This is a genomic window from Streptomyces sp. NPDC006643 (assembly GCF_042870175.1).
GTDB lineage: Bacteria > Actinomycetota > Actinomycetes > Streptomycetales > Streptomycetaceae > Streptomyces.
The window spans coordinates 170,505-187,890 of record NZ_JBIAHA010000003.1; the positions used below are offsets into that span (position 1 = coordinate 170,505).

17 protein-coding genes and 1 pseudogene are annotated in these 17,386 nt (G+C 71.2%); 8 read left to right on the plus strand and 10 right to left on the minus strand.

All coding sequences use genetic code 11. The features are described from left to right. Positions 1–11: 11 nt before the first annotated feature. The 4 genes from ACFYNU_RS05755 to ACFYNU_RS05770 form a co-directional block, all read right to left on the minus strand. Positions 12–1,364, minus strand: coding sequence for an extracellular solute-binding protein (locus ACFYNU_RS05755; protein ID WP_356588152.1), 1,353 nt, complete (start codon positions 1,362–1,364; stop codon positions 12–14). 107 nt (positions 1,365–1,471) lie between these two features. Next, positions 1,472–2,368: an LLM class flavin-dependent oxidoreductase gene (locus ACFYNU_RS05760; RefSeq protein WP_356588150.1), complete on the minus strand. Its 897-nt coding sequence runs from the start codon at positions 2,366–2,368 to the stop codon at positions 1,472–1,474. 133 nt (positions 2,369–2,501) lie between these two features. After that, positions 2,502–3,206, minus strand: coding sequence for a response regulator (locus ACFYNU_RS05765; protein WP_356588148.1), 705 nt, complete (start codon positions 3,204–3,206; stop codon positions 2,502–2,504). Next, a complete protein-coding gene (locus ACFYNU_RS05770; protein WP_356588146.1) occupies positions 3,203–4,918 on the minus strand; it encodes a sensor histidine kinase in 1,716 nt (571 codons plus the stop codon). Before ACFYNU_RS05770 ends, ACFYNU_RS05765 begins: the two co-directional genes overlap by 4 nt. Positions 4,919–5,054: 136 nt before the next feature. Between ACFYNU_RS05770 and ACFYNU_RS05775 the strand changes: the two genes are divergently transcribed. Further along, positions 5,055–6,479: a cation:dicarboxylate symporter family transporter gene (locus ACFYNU_RS05775; protein WP_356588144.1), complete on the plus strand. Its 1,425-nt coding sequence runs from the start codon at positions 5,055–5,057 to the stop codon at positions 6,477–6,479. Positions 6,480–6,572: 93 nt separating this feature from the next. On the opposite strand, the gene ACFYNU_RS05780 is transcribed toward ACFYNU_RS05775, so the two are convergent. From ACFYNU_RS05780 to ACFYNU_RS05800, 5 genes are all read right to left on the minus strand, one after another. Further along, on the minus strand, positions 6,573–7,175 hold the full coding sequence (locus ACFYNU_RS05780) for a hypothetical protein (RefSeq protein ID WP_356588142.1): 603 nt from the start codon (positions 7,173–7,175) through the stop codon (positions 6,573–6,575). Further along, a complete protein-coding gene (locus ACFYNU_RS05785; RefSeq protein WP_356588140.1) occupies positions 7,172–7,819 on the minus strand; it encodes a hypothetical protein in 648 nt (215 codons plus the stop codon). The genes ACFYNU_RS05780 and ACFYNU_RS05785 overlap by 4 nt, the downstream gene beginning before the upstream one ends. A gap of 190 nt (positions 7,820–8,009) precedes the next feature. Further along, entirely contained in the window at positions 8,010–9,413 is a 1,404-nt protein-coding gene (locus tag ACFYNU_RS05790; RefSeq protein WP_356588138.1) for a glycoside hydrolase family 16 protein, read from the minus strand. 199 nt (positions 9,414–9,612) lie between these two features. Continuing rightward, on the minus strand, positions 9,613–9,954 hold the full coding sequence (locus ACFYNU_RS05795) for a DUF6415 family natural product biosynthesis protein (RefSeq protein WP_356588136.1): 342 nt from the start codon (positions 9,952–9,954) through the stop codon (positions 9,613–9,615). A 45-nt stretch (positions 9,955–9,999) separates the two neighbouring features. Then, positions 10,000–10,791, minus strand: a complete 792-nt coding sequence (locus ACFYNU_RS05800) for an SDR family NAD(P)-dependent oxidoreductase (protein ID WP_356588134.1) — start codon at positions 10,789–10,791, stop codon at positions 10,000–10,002. 114 nt (positions 10,792–10,905) lie between these two features. On the opposite strand from ACFYNU_RS05800, the gene ACFYNU_RS05805 reads away from it, so the two are divergent. Next, positions 10,906–11,550 (plus strand): TetR/AcrR family transcriptional regulator, encoded by a 645-nt coding sequence (locus ACFYNU_RS05805; protein ID WP_356588132.1) that lies wholly within the window; start codon positions 10,906–10,908, stop codon positions 11,548–11,550. Between the two features lie 44 nt (positions 11,551–11,594). Continuing rightward, positions 11,595–12,389: a maleylpyruvate isomerase family mycothiol-dependent enzyme gene (locus ACFYNU_RS05810; protein WP_356588130.1), complete on the plus strand. Its 795-nt coding sequence runs from the start codon at positions 11,595–11,597 to the stop codon at positions 12,387–12,389. Between the two features lie 44 nt (positions 12,390–12,433). Here the strand turns inward: ACFYNU_RS05810 and ACFYNU_RS05815 are convergent, their stop codons facing one another. Beyond that, a complete protein-coding gene (locus ACFYNU_RS05815) occupies positions 12,434–12,703 on the minus strand; it encodes a hypothetical protein (RefSeq protein WP_356588128.1) in 270 nt (89 codons plus the stop codon). Between the two features lie 204 nt (positions 12,704–12,907). Here ACFYNU_RS05815 and ACFYNU_RS05820 point away from each other — a divergent pair, with 204 nt between their 5' ends. The 5 genes and pseudogenes from ACFYNU_RS05820 (at position 12,908) to ACFYNU_RS05840 (ending at position 17,379) form a co-directional block, all read left to right on the plus strand. Then, positions 12,908–13,666: a hypothetical protein gene (locus tag ACFYNU_RS05820; protein WP_356588126.1), complete on the plus strand. Its 759-nt coding sequence runs from the start codon at positions 12,908–12,910 to the stop codon at positions 13,664–13,666. Beyond that, positions 13,663–14,073, plus strand: coding sequence for a GntR family transcriptional regulator (locus ACFYNU_RS05825; RefSeq protein WP_356588124.1), 411 nt, complete (start codon positions 13,663–13,665; stop codon positions 14,071–14,073). Before ACFYNU_RS05820 ends, ACFYNU_RS05825 begins: the two co-directional genes overlap by 4 nt. A gap of 29 nt (positions 14,074–14,102) precedes the next feature. Then, a complete protein-coding gene (locus ACFYNU_RS05830; RefSeq protein WP_356588122.1) occupies positions 14,103–14,558 on the plus strand; it encodes a MerR family transcriptional regulator in 456 nt (151 codons plus the stop codon). Then, the gene (gene trxA / locus ACFYNU_RS05835) at positions 14,555–14,887 is read left to right on the plus strand and encodes a thioredoxin (RefSeq protein WP_356588120.1); all 333 of its coding nucleotides are present in this window, start codon (positions 14,555–14,557) and stop codon (positions 14,885–14,887) included. Before ACFYNU_RS05830 ends, trxA begins: the two co-directional genes overlap by 4 nt. Before the next feature lie 184 nt (positions 14,888–15,071). Continuing rightward, positions 15,072–17,379, plus strand: a pseudogene (locus ACFYNU_RS05840) (HelD family protein). Positions 17,380–17,386 lie beyond the last annotated feature (7 nt).

Sequence of the window (17,386 nt, forward strand, 5' to 3'; positions counted from 1 at the left end):
CGCCGTGGTGCTCACTTCTCGACCACCGCGCCCTCGGCGATGCTCTTCAGCTCCTCGTCGTACGCCTTCGCCGCGTCCGCCGCCGACGAGTCACCCGTCGTCACCGACTCCATCGCCTCGCCGATGGCGGACGACACCTGCGGGTAAACGGGCAGCGCGGGGCGGTAGTTGGTCACCTCCACGAGCTTGGTGAAGAAGTCGACACCGGGCATCGACTTCAGATACCTCGGGTCGGCCGCCACATCCTTGCGGACGGCGATCTGCGCGCCGACGACGTCCCACTCGACGGCGTTCTCCTTCGTCTGCTGCGTCTTGATGAACTCGAAGGCCAGGTCCGGGTTCTGGGACTTCTGCGGAATCGACCACGCCCACCCGCCGGACATCGACACACTGCCGGGCGCCTGCCCGTTCTGCGTCGGCATCGGGGCCTGGGCCAGCTCGGTGGTCCAGTCGGGCCACTCCTTGGGGCCCTTGTTGATCCAGTTCTGACCCATCCAGGAGCCGTCGAGGGAGATCGCCAGCTTGCCCTCGGGGAAGAACTCGGTCGCCACGCGCGTACCGATGTTGGGATCGAGCGCGTCGGAGACGTCCGGCCCCAACTTCTCGGAGTACACGGTCCGTACGAAGTCGAGCGCGTCCACGAAGCCCTTGCCGCCCGCCACCCACTTCTTCGACGCCGGGTCGTAGAGCGGGTCCGCGCCCGTGCCGTACAGCAGCATCTCGAAGCCCTGCATGACGGCGGCCTCGCCGGGGCCCTTGCCGGTGTAGACGTTGAGCGGGATCGCGTCCGGGACCTCGCGCTTGATCGTGCGCGCCGCGTCCAGGACCTCCGCCCAGTTCTTGGGCTGCCAGTCGGCGGGCAGGCCCGCCTCGGCGAAGATCTTCTTGTTGAACCAGAGGCCGCGGGTGTCGGTGCCGTCGGGGATGCCGTACGTCTTGCCGTCCTCCGCCTTCGCGGCCGACTTCGCCGTGTCGACGAACTGGTCCCAGGCGTCCCACTTGTTCAGATACTCGTCCAGCGGGCGCAGATAGCCGGCCTTGATGTCGGAGTTGATGCGGAAGGTGTCCTCGTAGACCACGTCGGGCGCGGTCTTCGGGGAGCGCATCATCTGCTGCGCCTTGGTGGCGTAGTCGTTGTCCGGGGCCTGGATCGGGATCAGTTCGACCTTCTTGCCCGGATTCTCCTTCTCGAACTGCTTCTTGACGGACTCCAGATAGTTGTCCTTGAAGCGGATCTTGTTGTCCGTCGATCTGTTGTAGGCCACCTTGACGGTGTCCGGATCGCTGCCGGACCCGCCGCCGCACGCCGTGAGCGTACCGGCGGCCAGGACCGTGACGAGGATGAGTGGGGCGGTGGGGCGCACGGGCACGACCTCCTCATTTAGCCGCGAAGGGCTGCCCGGCGACCGTAGGTCTGCCCCAATCTCAAGGTCAATCCCCGTGCACCGCCCACTCCTCCCTCAGCCCCCGCTCACGCCTCGCGCGGCACCAGCGGGCGGACCTCGGCGGCCGTGAACCGTACGAAGCCCTCCGGGTCCGGTTCGTCGGCGGTCGGCTGAAGCACCACCGTGTCGGCTCCGGCCGCCGCCAGCGCCAGCACGGCCTCGGCGACGGCAGCGGCCGAACCCGCCACTCCGTACGGGCCGTCGGGCCCCCAGACGTCGCCCATGGTGGCCAACTCGGCGCGCAGCCGCGCGTCGGCGTCCGGGCCGGTCGCCGCGAGGAGATAGACGACCACCGGATGATGACCGGTACGGCCCGCCGACTCCCGCCCCTCCGCGATGAGTTGGCGCGAGCGGCGTACGGCGTCGGGCGACGTGCCACCGGTCAGTACGGTGCCGTCGGCGGCCTCACCCGTCAGCCGCATCGTGCGCGGCCCGGTGGCACCGGCGAACACGGCGGGCGGCGCGGGCGTGGTGGCCGGCGGCCAGTCGAGTGCGACGGCGTCCAGCTTCACGTAACGCCCGTCCGTCGTCACCCGCTCACCCGCCAGCAGCGCGCGCAGCGCCACCAGATGCTCACGCAGCAGCGTCACGGGCGACTCGACGCGCGTACCGGTCTGCCCCATCCAGTCCTGGACGCCGTGCCCGATCCCGAGGATCGGCCGCCCCGGGAACAGCCGGTGCAAGGTGGCGGCCTCCATGGCCGTCAGCGCGACGTTGCGCAGGGGGACGGGGAGCAGACCCACGCCGACACGCAGCCGCTCCGTCCAGGCCAGGGCCGCGGAGGCGCTGGCGATACCGCTCTCCAGGAAGCAGTCCTCCCAGAGCCACAGCTCGTCCAGGCCGGCGTCGTCCGCGGCGCGGGCGATGTCACGGAGTCGTTCGGGGGGAAGTTGGGGGCGGAACACGGCGCCGAGAACAGTCATACGGATATTGTTCACGGCCGCGCACGCCCGCGACCAGTGGGTTGACCGGCGGCGCCAAGTGACTTCGCGCCGCCGGGCGCCGCGTGCTACCGGGTTCCGGCGGTGCCGGCGGTTCCGGCGGTTCCGGCGGGGGCTACCGGGTGGAGACGATCCACCGGTACTGCAACTCCGGACGCCCGACCTGACCGTACTGGGGACTGCGGCCCGCCTGCCCGGCGCCCACCAGATGTTCCAGATAGCGGCGCGCGGTGATCCGGGAGATACCGAGCCTGCCCGCCGCCTCCGTGGCCGTCAGCCCCTCCCGCGCGTCGCGCAGCGCGCGCGTCACCGACTCCAGCGTCGGGCCGCTGAGCCCCTTCGGCAGCGACGCGGGCTGCGGCGCCCGCAGCGCGCCGAGCGCCCGGTCCACCTCGTCCTGACCGCTCGCCTCACCGGCGGCGGCGCGGAACTCGGCGTAACGGCTCAGCCTGTCGCGGAGCGTGGCGAAGGCGAAGGGTTTCAGTACGTACTGCACGACGCCCAGCGACACCCCCTCCCGTACGACGGTGAGATCGCGCGCCGACGTGACGGCGATGACGTCGGCGTGGTGGCCGGCGGCCCGCAGACTGCGCAGCAGATGCAGACCGTGCCCGTCCGGCAGATACAGGTCGAGGAGGATCAGGTCGATGTCCGTACGGTCCAGGAGCCGGCCCGCCTCCACCCGGGAGTGGGCGACGCCGGCCACCTCGAAGCCGGGCACGCGCCCCACGTACAGCTGATGGGCGTCGGCGGCGACGGGGTCGTCCTCGACGACGAGCACGCGGATGGGACGGGGGCCGTCGTCCGTGGTTCCGGTCATGATCGGCCGTGCTCCCCACCGTCGGTCGTGGCACCGGCCATCGACTCCACCCCGTCGCCGGCCTCGTCCTGTGCGGTCGCCGGGTCCTTACCCGTCGCCACCGTTCCCGTCGCCGCTGCTCCCGCCGCTCCGTCGCGCTCGCCCAGCGGCAGCCGTACGGTGAACTCCGCCCCGCCGGTCCGCCCCGGCGTCAGCTCCACCGTGCCGTGCGCCCGGTGCACCGCCTGGCGTACGAGTGCCAGACCGAGTCCCCGCTCCGCGCCCCTGGTCGACCAGCCGCGCCGGAACACCTCCTCCATGTCACCGGGCGCGACACCCGGCCCCGTGTCCCGTACGCGCAGCAGCAGCTCACCGTTCTCGACCAGCGCGGTGACCGTGACCCGCGCGCCGTCGCTGCCCTGGGCGGCGTCCATCGCGTTGTCGATCAGATTGCCCAGCATCGTCACCAGTTCCCGCGCCGCGAGCGACTCCGGCAGCACCCCGTCGTCTATCCGGCTGTCCTCGGCGAGCACCAGCTCCACGCCGCGCTCGTTGGCCTGCGCCGCCTTTCCCAGCAGCAGCGCCGCCAGTACCGGCTCGGCCACGGCGCCGACGACCCGGTCCGTGAGCACCTGCGCCAGTTCCAGCTCCGCCGTGGCGAACTCCACCGCCTCGTCGACGCGCCCCATCTCGATCAGCGACACCACCGTGTGCAGCCGGTTCGCCGCCTCGTGCGCCTGGGAACGAAGGGCCTGGGTGAAGCCGCGTTCGGAGTCCAACTCGCCCGACAGTGCTTGGAGTTCGGTGTGGTCCCGGAGCGTGGCGACCGTACCGCGCCGCTCGCCGCCGATCACCGGGCGGGTGCTGACGACCACGATCCGGTCGGCGGTCATATGGACCTCGTCCACACGCGGCTCCGAGGCGAGCAGCGCCCCGACGAGGGGGGCGGGCAGCCCGAGTTCGTCGATGTTGCGGCCCACGGCGCTGTCGTCCAGACCGAGGAGTTCCTGGCCGCCGTCGTTGATGAGCGCGATCCTGCGCCGTCCGTCCAGCATCAGCAGCCCCTCGCGCACCGCGTGCAGCGCGGCCTCGTGGTAGTCGTGCATCCGGCTCAGCTCGCCCGCGTTCATCCCGTGGGTGTGCCTGCGCAGCCGCGCGTTGATGACGTACGTGCCCACACCGCCCAGCGCGAGGGCGCCGCCGGCGGCCAGCGCCAGGACCTTCACCTGCTCCTCCAACTGGCTGGAGATCCGGTCCACGGTGATACCGACGCTGATCAGTCCGGTGATCCGCCCGTCGTCCTTGACCGGGGTCACCACCCGGGTGGAGGGACCGAGGGTGCCCGTGTAGGTCTCGGTGAAGGTCTTGCCCAGCAGCGCGGGCCCGGTGGTGCCGATGAACGGCAGCCCGATCAGCTGCGGATCCGGATGGGTCCAGCGCGTCCCGTCCGGCTTCATGATCGTGACGAAGTCGACGCCGGTGTCCTTCCGTACGTGTTCCGCGTACGGCTGGAGCGTGGCGGACGGATCGTCGGACCTGATGGCCTCCCGTACGGACGGGGAGTCGGCCATGGCGCGCGCCGTGGCCGTCACCTGGCGCTCGGCGGTCTCCTCGGCCTGTGCCCGGTCGGTGAAGTACGCGAACAGCGCGCATCCGGCCACGACAGCCGCGACCAGCACGACCTGCATCGCGAAGAGCTGGCCCGCGAGGCTGCGGGGACGGGGTAGCTGCATGACACAAGTCTGCCTGGCCGAAATCGTATGAACGAAATGCACGTAAGGGTGACCGGCGTCACAGGCTGAGCCATAGTCGCCGGGACCCCCTCGGGACGGGAGGGTCGCGTAGGGACAAACGAGTCAAGGAGGACCCGTGGCCGCTACTCGGGACCGTACCCATTATCTGTATCTGGCCGTGATCGTCGCAGTGATTCTCGGAATCACGGTCGGATTCGCTGCCCCGGGGGTGGCCGTCGAGCTGAAGCCCATCGGGACGGGCTTCGTCAACCTCATCAAGATGATGATCTCCCCGATCATCTTCTGCACCATCGTGCTGGGCGTCGGATCGGTCCGCAAGGCCGCCAAGGTCGGCGCGGTCGGCGGTCTGGCTCTCGGCTACTTCATGGTCATGTCGACCGTGGCGCTGGCCATCGGCCTCGTCGTCGGCAACATCCTGGAGCCGGGCGCCGGCCTGCACATCACCGACGCGACGGCGGACGTCGGCGCGGCACAGGTGTCGGGCGACGCCGAGAGCACCGCCGAATTCCTGGTCGGCATCATCCCGACCACGCTGGTCTCCGCCTTCACCGAGGGCGAGGTGCTCCAGACGCTGCTCGTGGCGCTGCTGGCGGGCTTCGCGCTCCAGGCGATGGGCCGCACCGGCGAGCCGATCCTGCGCGGCATCGGGCACATCCAGCGCCTCGTCTTCCGCATCCTCGCGATGATCATGTGGGCGGCCCCCGTCGGTGCCTTCGGCGCCATCGCGGCGGTGGTCGGCGAGACCGGTATGGACGCGCTGAAGTCGCTGGCCGTCATCATGATCGGCTTCTACGTCACCTGTGCGCTCTTCGTCTTCATCATTCTGGGCCTGCTGCTCAAGGTCATCACCGGCATCAACATCTTCTCGCTGCTGAAGTACCTGGCGCGCGAGTTCCTGCTGATCGTCTCCACCTCGTCGTCGGAGTCGGCGCTGCCGCGGCTGATCGCGAAGATGGAGCACCTGGGTGTGAGCAAGCCCGTCGTCGGTATCACCGTGCCGACCGGCTACTCCTTCAACCTCGACGGCACCGCGATCTACCTGACCATGGCGTCGCTGTTCATCGCCGAGGCGATGGGCAACCCGCTCGCCATCGGTGAGCAGATCGGGCTCCTGCTCTTCATGATCATCGCGTCGAAGGGCGCGGCGGGTGTCACCGGCGCCGGCCTCGCGACCCTGGCGGGCGGCCTTCAGTCGCACCGGCCCGAACTGGTCGACGGCGTGGGCCTGATCGTCGGCATCGACCGCTTCATGAGCGAGGCGCGCGCCCTGACGAACTTCGCGGGCAACGCGGTCGCCACGGTCCTCGTCGGTACGTGGACGAAGGAGATCGACCGGGCCAGGGTGGACGAGGTACTGGCCGGGCGGATCCCGTTCGACGAGAAGACCCTGGTCGACGACCACGGGTCGGGCGACGACCACGGGTCGGACGACGGCCGGGACGCCGAGACGGCGCCCAGCCTGGCGAAGGGCTCGGACGCTCCGTCGGCCGGTTCGTCCGGCGCGCCGGAGCCGCGCGACGAGAGCCCGGCGAAGGTCTGATTTCTCGGACCTCCCAAGCCCAGGTCGGGGGTTGATCCCCCTTCCCCCGGCCCCGCGAAGACCGGCCCGTACGGAGACGTCCGTACGGGCCGGTCACTTCTCCGCGTTGGGGCGCGGGCTCCGGGGCGCTGTCCCGGCGCTCAGCGGCGGCACCCCGGCCGCGTCCAGCGCGGCGTCCACGCGGTCCAGCCGGCTCAGGGTGCGCCGTACGAGAAGGGGCTGGCAGAGCTGCGTCACGCCCCCGAACAGCAGCATGGCGCCGAGCAGGAACGCGCCGTCCAGGAAGCGCACGACGGCCAGCACCACGAAGAGCGCGCCCAGCGCGACGTAGAGCCGGCGGAACCTCTCCAGCCGGGCCGTCGACAGGCGCTGCTTCGCCAGCAGACGGCGCATGGCCATCCGCTCGGCGGGGGCGGGCGGGATCCGCTCCTGCTGCGCGCGCCGCGACAGGTCGCGCAGGCGCTCCTGCGGCAGGCCGATCTCGCGGGCGGTCGCGCGGCTGATGGACCGCGCCAGGATCACGCAGCCGGTCACCAGCAGGACCACCAGGACCACCAGGACCACGGCGGCGAGCGCGGTGTACGGCCCCTGGCCCAGCGCGGCCAACAGGACACCGCCCGCCAGGAGTACGAGCACGAGCAGCGCGGCCAGGGGTGCGGGTCGTGCCCACCGCGGGGTGGTGCCGTCGACGCTCATGCGGGGCGGTGTGCGCTGCCGAGGCCGGTGCGCGTGTCCGCCGGCGGGCCGGTGACGGCGCGCACGTCATCGCCCCTGTCCTCGCCCTTGTCCGGGCCCGGGTTCGGGTTCGGGACTGCGTCCAGGCGTTGTGTCAGCCGGGCGAACCGGTCGAAGAGGCGACGGCGGTTCCACATCGCCACCGGTACGAACGCCGCGCCGACGGCGAGGACGACGACCGCCGGGACCACCGCGCCGAGGACGAGGAGGAGACCGGCGACCAGCGCGAGACACACCCCCATCACGGGGAAGGCCCACCGGCCGGCCGAGCGCAACTGCCCCTCACGCAGCCGTACCAGGACGGCCATGTTCCGGCGTTCCTCTGGGTCCTCGGGCACGTCCTCCTTACGGATGCGCCGGTCGAGGTCGTGCACCCGGTCCGGGCCCAGGCCCAGCGCGCGACCGTCCTTGCGCTGGCGCCAGGCGACGAGCGCCCCGGCCACCGTCCCGTAGATCGCCCCGTTGACCAACGCGGAGAGCATGCCGTGGTCCCGGTCGAGCAGCAGGCGTAGGCCCGCCAGGACGACGAAGACCAGCGGGCCCACCACCCACCAGCGGTTCAGCCACCGCTGCCACGTGCGCGGCCCCTCGTGCGTGTGCGTCATCGCGATTCCCGTCGTCCGGCTTCGGAGCACATCCGGTGGATCCGCTCCCGGAGGTCGCGTGTACCCCCGTTCGACCGGTTCGCACGGCTACGGGCCCCACAAGTGGCATGAGTGGGGCCCGTGTTGTGGCCTTCGGCCGGGCGGCGACTCAACCGGCGCCGGTTGCGAGTCAGCCGTGGCCGGGTGCGGCTCAGCCGTACGGGATACGGACCACCGACTGGTTGCCGATGCCCAGCGTGCTGGCACCGTTGCCGATGGCGTTCCAGACCTCGATCCGTACCTTGCCGTTGACCAGGTCGCCGTGCGAACCGGTCGACGCCTTCAGGCCCTTGGCCTGTGTGTAGTGCTCGAAGCCGGGCGCCGGGTCCGTCGCGAAGTACTGGTACGTCTCCGTACGGTCCCAGCTGCCGTCGCCCGTACGGTCGTAACTCACCCGCACCTGCTGGCCGTTGGCGACCGTCGTACCCGCGTCGACGAAGAGGTCGAACTGTGTCGCGCCGCCGTTGTACGCGCGGGTGATCCCGCCGGAGGTGAAGACCTGCGGGTTGTACGGCGTCCCGTCGCGGTTGCCGCCGCCCGCCGAGGCGAGCGTGGCGTTCGCGCCCGATCCGGTGGCGTCACCGAGGCCGCCGCCGGTGCGGGCGTACAGCTGCGAGGAGCCGGACGGCGGTGGATCGGTGGGCGGATCGGTCGGGCCCGAGCCGCCCCGGGTCCACACCCCCACGTAGTCGACGAGCATCGGCCGCCCCGGCACGGTGGCCGGCGTCGGCGTCGGCCCGCCGAGCGCGTCGGGGAAGGCGCCGCCGATCGCGACGTTGAGCAGGATGAAGTACCCCGCGTGCTCCGTCATGTTGGCCCAGGTCGTCGCGTCCAACTGGGCCTGGGTGACCGTGTGGTAGAGCTGGTCGTCCACGTACCAGCGCAGCGCGTTGGGCGAGCTGGAGCGGTCCCACTCGAAGCGGTACGTGTGGAAGGCCGACTGGCAACTCGACCCGGGGCAGGCGCGGTTGGCGCCGAGGCCGGTGGTCTCGTTGCAGGGGCCGCCGGGGTTCACCCCGCAGTGCAGCACCGCCCAGACGGAGTTGATCCCGTTGACGTTCTCCATGATGTCGAACTCGCCGATGGCGGGCCAGTTCCAGTAGTTGCCCCGGTAGGGCGCGCCGAGCGCCCAGAAGGCGGGCCAGTAGCCGGCCGCGGCGGCGCCGGTCACGTTCGGCATCTGAATCCGGCCCTCGATGCGCAGGGTGCCGCCGGCCGGTGCCTTGAAGTCGGCGCGCTTGGTCTCGACGCGCGCGGAGGTCCAGTTGCCCGCGCCGTCCCTGAGCGGGGTGATCTTGAGATTCCCGTTGCCGTCGAGGCTCAGATTCTCGGCGTTCGCGGTGTAGTTCTGGATCTCGCCGGTGCCCCAGTTGCCGGGACCGCCGGGGTAGCCGTGCCCGGTGTCGACCTGCCAGTTGGCGGCGGACGGCGGCGCGCCGTTGCCGCCGTTGAAGTCGTCGCTCCACTGAAGATTCCAGCCGGGCGCGGGCGGTACGTCGCCCCGTGCGGTGCCGGCGCTCGTCAGACCGACGAATCCGGCGACGGCGACGGACATCGCGAGGAAGGCGGCGATCAGAGGGGTGCGGGGAATGTGAGAGGTGCGGGGCCCGCTTCGGGCGCGGGGAGTGCGGCTCGTTCTCAAGGAACACCTCCGGTGTGGTGGTGCCGAGACAGTCCGTGGCGGTACGCAGTGCTGAGAGCGCTCTCACTTCTGTTGTTTAGATGAACCCGAAGGGCCCGTCAATGTCCCCCGCTCATTGACTTCCCGAAGCGTAGAGAGCGGCGACGGCCCGCGTGACGGTGGCGAGCCGCCGCAGATACGCGTACGCGTGCGACGGCGGTGTGCCGGCGTCCGGCCGCCCGTGCCGGTCGAGCAGCCGGTACGCGGTCCGGTGCAGCTCCCGTACGGGCGCGCTGTCCGTGTCGCCGAGGTCCTCCAGCAGCAACAGGCTCAACTGACCTTGCAGTTGACGCGTCGTCGCGTCCACCCACGACCGCTCGGGCAGGCCGGGCCCCCGGCCGAGTACGCGCTCGACGGTGCGGGCGATGGTCACCAGGTCGACGGGCAGCGCCGATTCGCCGCTCTCGTCGTCCATCGGGCCTCCCGCCTGTGGGGAGTTGTACGGCTGACGGGGCCGTCCTCACTCAAGTGCCCGGGTCAGTTCTTCGAGCCGGGCGGCGTCCCCGGGATCGAAGAAGGGGTGGTCCAGACTGATCGGCCGGTGCTGGGCGTACGCGCTGAGCGGCGCGGCGGGGGGATCGTCGACACGGGCGGCCAGCGGGCGGATGCCTTCCTCGACGGGAGTGCCGTACTTCTTCAGCGTCTCGACCTGCGCGGCGGTCTCGGCGTCGAACTCGCCGCAGAAGCCGGTCGACACGCCACCGGGGTTGATGAGTACGTACCGGGTGCGGACCTCGTCCGCCGCGTGCCGCGCCGCGTACGCGACGCCGAGCAGATCGTTCGCGCGACCGGCCTGGAACTGCGCCTCCATACCGGTGTAGGTGCCGCGGAGCATGAGGTCGTCCCAGTGGATGCGGCCCGCGGGGACACCGGGACCCGACACGTTGACGATGACCCGGGGGCCGGAGCGGCTGCCCTCGGTGAGGCCGTGGCCGAGCAGATAGCGGCTCAGATACTCCAGCGCGAAGACCCCTTCGATGCCCTCGGCGGTCTCCCACCGGGTGGCCCGGAAGTAGCGGGCGCACAGCACGAGGGCGTCCACGTCGGGGAAGTCGTTGGTGATCCGCTCGACGACGCGCCGGTTCTCGCTGATCAGGCTGAGGTCGGCCGGTACGAAGACGGCGCCGGGAACGGTCCTCGCCTTGCGCTCGTCGCGGCCGACGATGACGACGGTGTCGCCCCGTCGGAGGTAGTCACGGGCGAGTGCCCGGCCCATGCCGTCGGTGCCGCCGGTGATCACGAGGGTCTTCATCGGATGTCCTCTCAGAGCCACACTGATGAACCAGCAGGTTCAATCTAATGATCCGATGCGTTCGTGTGCAACCAGTCAATCCAGATCGCTGAACCGGTGGGTAAAATCGGCCGGATGGCAGCCACCTCACGCGGACGGATCGACAAGCGGCAGGCGATCCTGGACGGCGCGTTCACCGTGTTCGCCCGCCGGGGCTACGCGCAGGCGTGCGTGCAGGACATCGCCGACGCGGCGGGCGTCGCCAAGCCCACCGTCTACAACCACCTCACCGACAAGGCGACGCTGTTCCGCCACGCGATGGAGGCCGCGGCCCGCACCGTGCTCGACCGGCGACTCGCCGCGCTCACCCCGCTGCTCGAACCGGGCGACGACCTGCGCGCCACGCTGGAGGGTGTCGGCCTCGACCTGCTGCGGTCGCACTGCGACGAGCGCTCGTGCGCGCTGCGCCGGCTGCTGTACGCGCAGGCCACGACGTTCCCGGACGCCCTCGACCTGGTCGCCGCCGTCGGCCCGCACCACCTCGTCGACGCCCTCGCCGACCGGCTGGCCCGCCTCATCCTCGCGGGCCGGCTGTGCGGCACCGACCCGGCGCGGGGCGCGGAGCAGTTCATGGCGCTGCTCGTCGGCCCGCTGGAGGCTCGCTCCCGGATGGGCACGCGAACGATCCCGGACCCGGAACTGCGCGAGGTGGCCGAAGCCGCCGTCGACACCTTCCTCCAGGCCTTCGGCCGCCCGCCCGAGGTCCCGCCCGCGCGCTGACAATCCCCGCGCGTCCCCACCCCGCCGCGAACTACGCTCCCGTCATGAATGCGCTGAGCCACGACCGCCACTGCGCCGAACTCGCCACACAGACCGACCTGTTGCGGTCAGCCGTCAAGGGCGCCGACCTGACCGCCCCGGTGCCCGCCTGCCCCGGCTGGACCCTCGGCCAACTGCTGCGCCACGTCGGCGGCACCCACCACTGGGCCGAGACAGTCGTACGCACCCGGGCCACCGGACCCGTACCGGAGGACCTGGTCAACGACGTCGCCGACTACGCCGACCCCGACCCCGCCGCGATGGACGCCTGGGTCGCCGAGGGCGCGACGGACCTGACGGCCGCCCTGCGCACCGCCGGCCCCACGCAAAGGGTGTGGACGCCGGGACCGGGCGGCACGACGGCGTTCTGGGCGCGCCGCATGCTCTTCGAGGCCGTGGTCCACCGCGCCGACGCGGCGGAGGCGATCGGTGCGCCGTTCACGATCGAGGACGACATCGCGGCCGACGGCATCGACGAGTGGATGGGCTTCGGCACCGTACCGGAGGTCATCGCCCCGCACCCCGACCTCCCACCCCTCCTCGGCCCCGACCGCACGCTGCACTTCCACGCCCCGGGCACATCGCACGGCTGGCTGGTCGACCTGACGGGCCCAACGGTCACCTGCCACACCGCCCCCGAACCCACCCGGGCCACCACCACCGTCCGCGCCTCCCTGACGGACCTCCTCCTACTCCTCTACGCCCGACGCACCGCCGCGCACGACTCCATCGAGGCCCAGGGCGACGTACGACTCCTGGACCTCTGGGTCCGCCGATCGGGCTTCTGGCTCCGCGAGTGACATCACCCCGTCCGGAGCGCCGCCTCGATCCGCACGCTGATGCCTCAGTCGTCGGGGATGTCCGCCTTCGCCGCGCGAAGGGTGTTTCCCGGGATGATGACCAGGCGCTCGTCCGGGGCGAGGGTGACGCCTCGGGGGAGGTGGGGGGCGTAGTGGGTGGTGAGATCACGGCCGATGACGGCGATGTCGCCGTTGTCGAGCTGCCAGATGTCGGGGCACTCGTCGTTGCCGTCCGAATTTCCGAGTTCTGCCGGCGACTTGCCGAGTCGCCGGTCGAATAACGCGGACGGATCCGCTTCCCAGGCACGGGCCATGACTACCTCCACACGATGTGGTCGAGAGGGCTGTTCCATTATTATGCGCGTTCGATTACGGAGAGCAACCAGCGAGGGGTGGGTTCGCGCCAGCGGCAGGGGGCAGGGGCAGGTGTATCAAGGGGTTGACACACTCGTGTCCGGGGCGGCAGATTGTCTCAAGTGGCTGATACGCTTGACGACCTTCTGAGAAGGGGTGCCCGGATGTCCGACTCCCTTGTGCCGGTGCGGAGTTGGCGGAGCTGGGTCGATGCTCTCCTCCGTTGGGCCGGGCCCCTTGTGGGGGTCGGGGTCAACCGGGTCGTCACCTTCAGTTCCGATGCCGACGTCGATCTCCTCTACGCCATCCCCGTCTTCGGGCTCTGCTCCGTCGCCGGTGTGCTTCTCGCCGATCTCGTCGTGCATCCGCGGCAGCGGGGTGTACGGCGGGCCGTGGTGGTGCCGCGGCGGGTGCGGGATCAGATACCGCGTGGGCTCGCCGGGTCCCTCGCCGTGCAGGCTGTGCTGCTGGTGGTCCTGCTCGGGGTCTCCGTCGGTACGGCGTCCGCCGACGGGGCGGGGCGTGCCGGGCGGGCGCTGGTCGAGAGCTGTCAGGGGGACACCTATGTGACCGGGCCCTGGCCGGGGCCGTACTACGCGTGGCCGGTTCTCGGCGGGCTCGTCGTCGGGAGCGTCGTCTGTGGGCTGACCCTGCGGCGCGTCACCGCGCGGGCCGGGGACGACGAGCGGCGCAGGGTCCGGGCGCGGGTGACCGTCGGCGCGTGGGGCGTGTTGGTGGCCGCGCCGCTCTTCGCCGTATCTTCGACCATGGCCGTGGCCGTGTTCAGCCTTCCGTGCGGCGGGTGGGCCGGGGACCTGGGTGCGGTGGGCCTGGCGTCCGTCGCGTTCGTCTCGGCCATGACGGCCGGCTGGTGCCTGGTCGCCCTGCTCGTGCCGCGCGTACATGTCGAGGAGCGACCATGACCACCAGCGGGCTCACCATCCGGGTGGATTCCGGCGCGCCCGTCCCGCCGTTCGAGCAGATCAGGACGCAACTCGCGGATCTGATCTCGGTGGGGCGCCTGCGCGAGGGCGACCGGCTGCCCCCCGTACGGCAACTCGCCTCCGACCTCGGGCTCGCCAACAACACCGTCGTGCGGGCCTACCGCGAACTGGAGTCGGCGGGTCTGGTGCACAGCCGGCGCGGGTCCGGTACGCGCGTGGCCGCGAGCGCGGCGGGCGTCGCCGACGACGGCGCGCGGGCCACGCTCGCCGGGCACGCCCGCGACTTCGTGAGCGCCGCCCGGCTGCTCGGCGCCACCGACGAGGGCGCGCTGGCCGCGGTCCGGCACGCGCTGGCGGCGGGGGAGCCGCCTCGGCCGTTGCCTTGACGTCGGGGTCAAGGATTACCGTCGTTGACATGCGCATCGGCGAACTGGCGGAGCGGGCGGGGACGAGTACCCGCACTCTGCGTTACTACGAGTCCCGCGGTCTGCTGCCCGCCCGCCGTGCGGGCAACGGCTACCGCACGTACGACGACGACGATCTGCGGCTGATCCAGCAGATCCGGACCTTGCAGGACTTCGGGTTCGGGCTGGAGGAGACACGGCCGTTCGTCGAGTGTCTGCGGGCCGGGCATCCGGCCGGGGACTCCTGCCCCGGCTCGCTCGACGTGTACCGCGCCAAGCTCGCCGAGCTGGACGAGCTGATCGGCCGGCTCGGTTCGATACGCGCCCAGGTCGGCGAACAACTCGCCCGGGCCGAGGCGCAGCAGGAGGTGCCACCGGACGTGCCACCAGACGTGCGGTCCGCCGGACCGGTGGTGCCGCTGTGCGAGCTGACCACCCACCCGCTTCCCGAGGGAGAAGACAGATGATCCAGGCAGAGGGCGTCGCCGAGGTGACCGACGCGACCTTCGACGAAGAGGTGCTGAAGGCCGGCCTCCCCGTGCTGGTCGAGTTCACCGCCGACTGGTGCCCGCCGTGCCGCCAGCTCGCGCCGGTGCTCAGCGCCGTGGCCGAGGAGGAGGCGGCGCGGCTCAAGGTCGTCCAGCTGGACGTGGACACGAACCCGGAGACGATGAACCGGTACGGCGTCCTCGCGATGCCGACCCTGCTGGTGTTCCGGGCCGGCGAGCCGGTGAAGTCGATGGTCGGGGCGCGCCCCAAGCGCCGGCTGCTCCAGGAGCTGGAGGACGTCATCTGACACGGCCCGGCCCGGCCCGGCCCGGCCCGGTCCCGCACCGTCCGCGTACCACCCGCGCACAAAAATACCCCGCACCGAATTGACGGTCGGGGTATTGCTCTGCGTATATTTGGTGTTTCGACTTTCTCATTCCTAGAAAGCCGAAATCAACTCACAGGGCAAAGCGTATCGGACAGGGGCTGAATTGTCAACCGAGGAATTGCAGAGCGAACAGCAATTCGTCTCGCTCCTCCATGAGCGTCTCGACGCGCTCAGGGAGCAGGCCGAAGCCGCCGTGCGCACGTCGATCGGGCAGGTCAGCACCGGTCGGCAGGCCATGGTGGAGCGGGACATCCGGGTCGCCGAGTACTCCGGCACCGCCACCACGCTCAATGCCGTGGAGACCGGACTCTGTTTCGGGCGTATCGATCACACCGACGGCGTCACCCATCACATCGGGCGAATCGGAATGCGGGCGGACGACCCGGAACGCACCCCGATCCTCATCGACTGGCGCGCCCCCGTGGCCCGTCCCTTTTATCTCGCCACCGGCTATTCCACGATGGGACTGCGCCGCCGGCGGCACATCACCACCGAGGGCCGCCGGGTCACCGCCCTCCACGACGAGATCATGGATCTCACCGACACCACCCGCACCGGCTACGAGGACCCGGACGGCGACGCCGTACTGCTCGCCGCGCTCGACTCGGCGCGCACCGGGCGGATGACCGACATCGTGCGGACCATCCAGGCCGAGCAGGACCGCATCATCCGCGCGCCGCACCGGGGGGGTGCTCGTCGTGGAGGGCGGCCCCGGCACCGGGAAGACCGCCGTCGCCCTGCACCGGGCCGCGTATCTGCTGTACGCGCACCGCGAGCAACTGGCCAGGCGGGCCGTGCTGATCGTCGGCCCCAACCCGGCCTTCCTCGGGTACATCGGCGAGGTGCTGCCCTCTCTCGGCGAGACCGGCGTACTGCTGGCGACGGTCGGTGAACTCTTCCCCGGCGTACGGGCGACCGCGACCGACACCCCGGCCGCCGCCGCCGTCAAGGGGCGCGCCGAGATGGCGGGCGCGCTGGCCTCCGCGCTGCGCGACCGGCAGCGGGTGCCCGATCCGCACATCGAGATCGAGCACGACGACGGAACGCTCTATCTGGACCGGGCGATGGCGGAGGACGCGCGCGCCCGCGCCCGCAACGCCGACCTCCCGCACAACCTCGCCCGCCCGCACTTCGCGTTCTCCGTCATCGACTCCCTCACCGAGCAGCTCACCGAGCGGCTCGGCGCCGACCCGTACGGCGGCCCGAACCTCCTCGACGCCACCGACATCGCGCAGCTCGGCAAGGCGATCGCCACCAGCCCGGCGGTGCAGTCCGCGATCGACGAGCTGTGGCCCACCCTCACCCCGCGGGACCTCGTCGCCGATTATCTGGCCGACCCGACCCATCTGCCGGACGGGGACGGTGAGTTGATCAGGCGCCGGACCAGCGGCGACGGCGACTGGACCCCCGCCGACGTGCCTCTTCTCGACGAGGCGGCCGAGCTGCTGGGCGAGGACGACGCCGCCGCCCGCGCCGCCGCCGAGGCCGAGCGCCGTGAGCGGATCGAGTACGCGCAAGGGGTGCTGGAGCTGAGCTACGGCTCCCGTACCTACGAGTTCGAGGACAAGGACGAGGACGAGGCGGAGGTCCTTCTCGCGCACGACCTCATCGACGCCGAACGCCTCGCCGAACGCCAGGAGGAGACCGACACCCGCAGCGCCGCCGAGCGCGCCGCCGCCGACCGTACCTGGGCGTTCGGCCACATCGTGGTGGACGAGGCGCAGGAACTGTCCGCCATGGCCTGGCGGTTGCTGATGCGCCGCTCCCCGTCCCGTTCCATGACACTGGTCGGCGACCCGGCGCAGACCGGGGACATGGCCGGCTGCGACTCCTGGGGTCAGATCCTGCGGCCGTACGTCGGTGAGCGCTTCGAGCATGTACGGCTCGGCGTCAACTACCGTACGCCCGCCGAGATCATGGCCGTCGCCGCCGAGGTCAGGCGGCTGGCGGACCCGGCCTTCGAACCCCCGAGCTCGGTCCGCTCGACCGGAGTCGGGCCGTGGGTGCTGGAGGCGAAGCCGGACGACATCGTCCGTACGGCCGCCGCGAGCGCCGTCGAGCACGCGGCCTCGCACGCGGCGGAACACGGCGCCGACGGACGGCTCGCCGTGATCGCGCCCGGCGCGCTGCTGCCCGCGCTCGCCGCCGAACTGCCGGACGCCTCCTGGGGCGTGGCCCCCGACCTCACCCGGCCGGTGGTCCTGATCGACCCCCGGCAGGCGAAGGGCCTGGAGTTCGACACGGTGATCGTGGTCGATCCGGAGGCCGTCCTGGACGGCTCGTCGCGCGGCGTCAACGATCTGTACGTGGCGCTGACGCGTGCGACGCAGCGACTCGGCATCGTACGGAATGTCACCGTCCCGCCCCGGCTCACGTACGAGAGCGCCACCGGCGGGCCCAAGGGGTCGTGAACCCCGC

What these genes read in the sequence shown, in the direction of transcription:
- ACFYNU_RS05760 (WP_356588150.1), bottom strand. Translation starts at nt 2,368, where the DNA reads ATGACTGTTCTCGGCGCCGTGTTCCGCCCCCAACTTCCCCCCGAACGA.
- ACFYNU_RS05765 (WP_356588148.1), bottom strand. Translation starts at nt 3,206, where the DNA reads ATGACCGGAACCACGGACGACGGCCCCCGTCCCATCCGCGTGCTCGTC.
- ACFYNU_RS05770 (WP_356588146.1), bottom strand. Translation starts at nt 4,918, where the DNA reads ATGCAGCTACCCCGTCCCCGCAGCCTCGCGGGCCAGCTCTTCGCGATG.
- ACFYNU_RS05780 (WP_356588142.1), bottom strand. Translation starts at nt 7,175, where the DNA reads ATGAGCGTCGACGGCACCACCCCGCGGTGGGCACGACCCGCACCCCTG.
- ACFYNU_RS05785 (WP_356588140.1), bottom strand. Translation starts at nt 7,819, where the DNA reads ATGACGCACACGCACGAGGGGCCGCGCACGTGGCAGCGGTGGCTGAAC.
- ACFYNU_RS05790 (WP_356588138.1), bottom strand. Translation starts at nt 9,413, where the DNA reads ATGTCCGTCGCCGTCGCCGGATTCGTCGGTCTGACGAGCGCCGGCACC.
- ACFYNU_RS05795 (WP_356588136.1), bottom strand. Translation starts at nt 9,954, where the DNA reads ATGGACGACGAGAGCGGCGAATCGGCGCTGCCCGTCGACCTGGTGACC.
- ACFYNU_RS05800 (WP_356588134.1), bottom strand. Translation starts at nt 10,791, where the DNA reads ATGAAGACCCTCGTGATCACCGGCGGCACCGACGGCATGGGCCGGGCA.
- ACFYNU_RS05805 (WP_356588132.1), top strand. Translation starts at nt 10,906, where the DNA reads ATGGCAGCCACCTCACGCGGACGGATCGACAAGCGGCAGGCGATCCTG.
- ACFYNU_RS05810 (WP_356588130.1), top strand. Translation starts at nt 11,595, where the DNA reads ATGAATGCGCTGAGCCACGACCGCCACTGCGCCGAACTCGCCACACAG.
- ACFYNU_RS05815 (WP_356588128.1), bottom strand. Translation starts at nt 12,703, where the DNA reads ATGGCCCGTGCCTGGGAAGCGGATCCGTCCGCGTTATTCGACCGGCGA.
- ACFYNU_RS05820 (WP_356588126.1), top strand. Translation starts at nt 12,908, where the DNA reads ATGTCCGACTCCCTTGTGCCGGTGCGGAGTTGGCGGAGCTGGGTCGAT.
- ACFYNU_RS05825 (WP_356588124.1), top strand. Translation starts at nt 13,663, where the DNA reads ATGACCACCAGCGGGCTCACCATCCGGGTGGATTCCGGCGCGCCCGTC.
- ACFYNU_RS05830 (WP_356588122.1), top strand. Translation starts at nt 14,103, where the DNA reads ATGCGCATCGGCGAACTGGCGGAGCGGGCGGGGACGAGTACCCGCACT.
- trxA (WP_356588120.1), top strand. Translation starts at nt 14,555, where the DNA reads ATGATCCAGGCAGAGGGCGTCGCCGAGGTGACCGACGCGACCTTCGAC.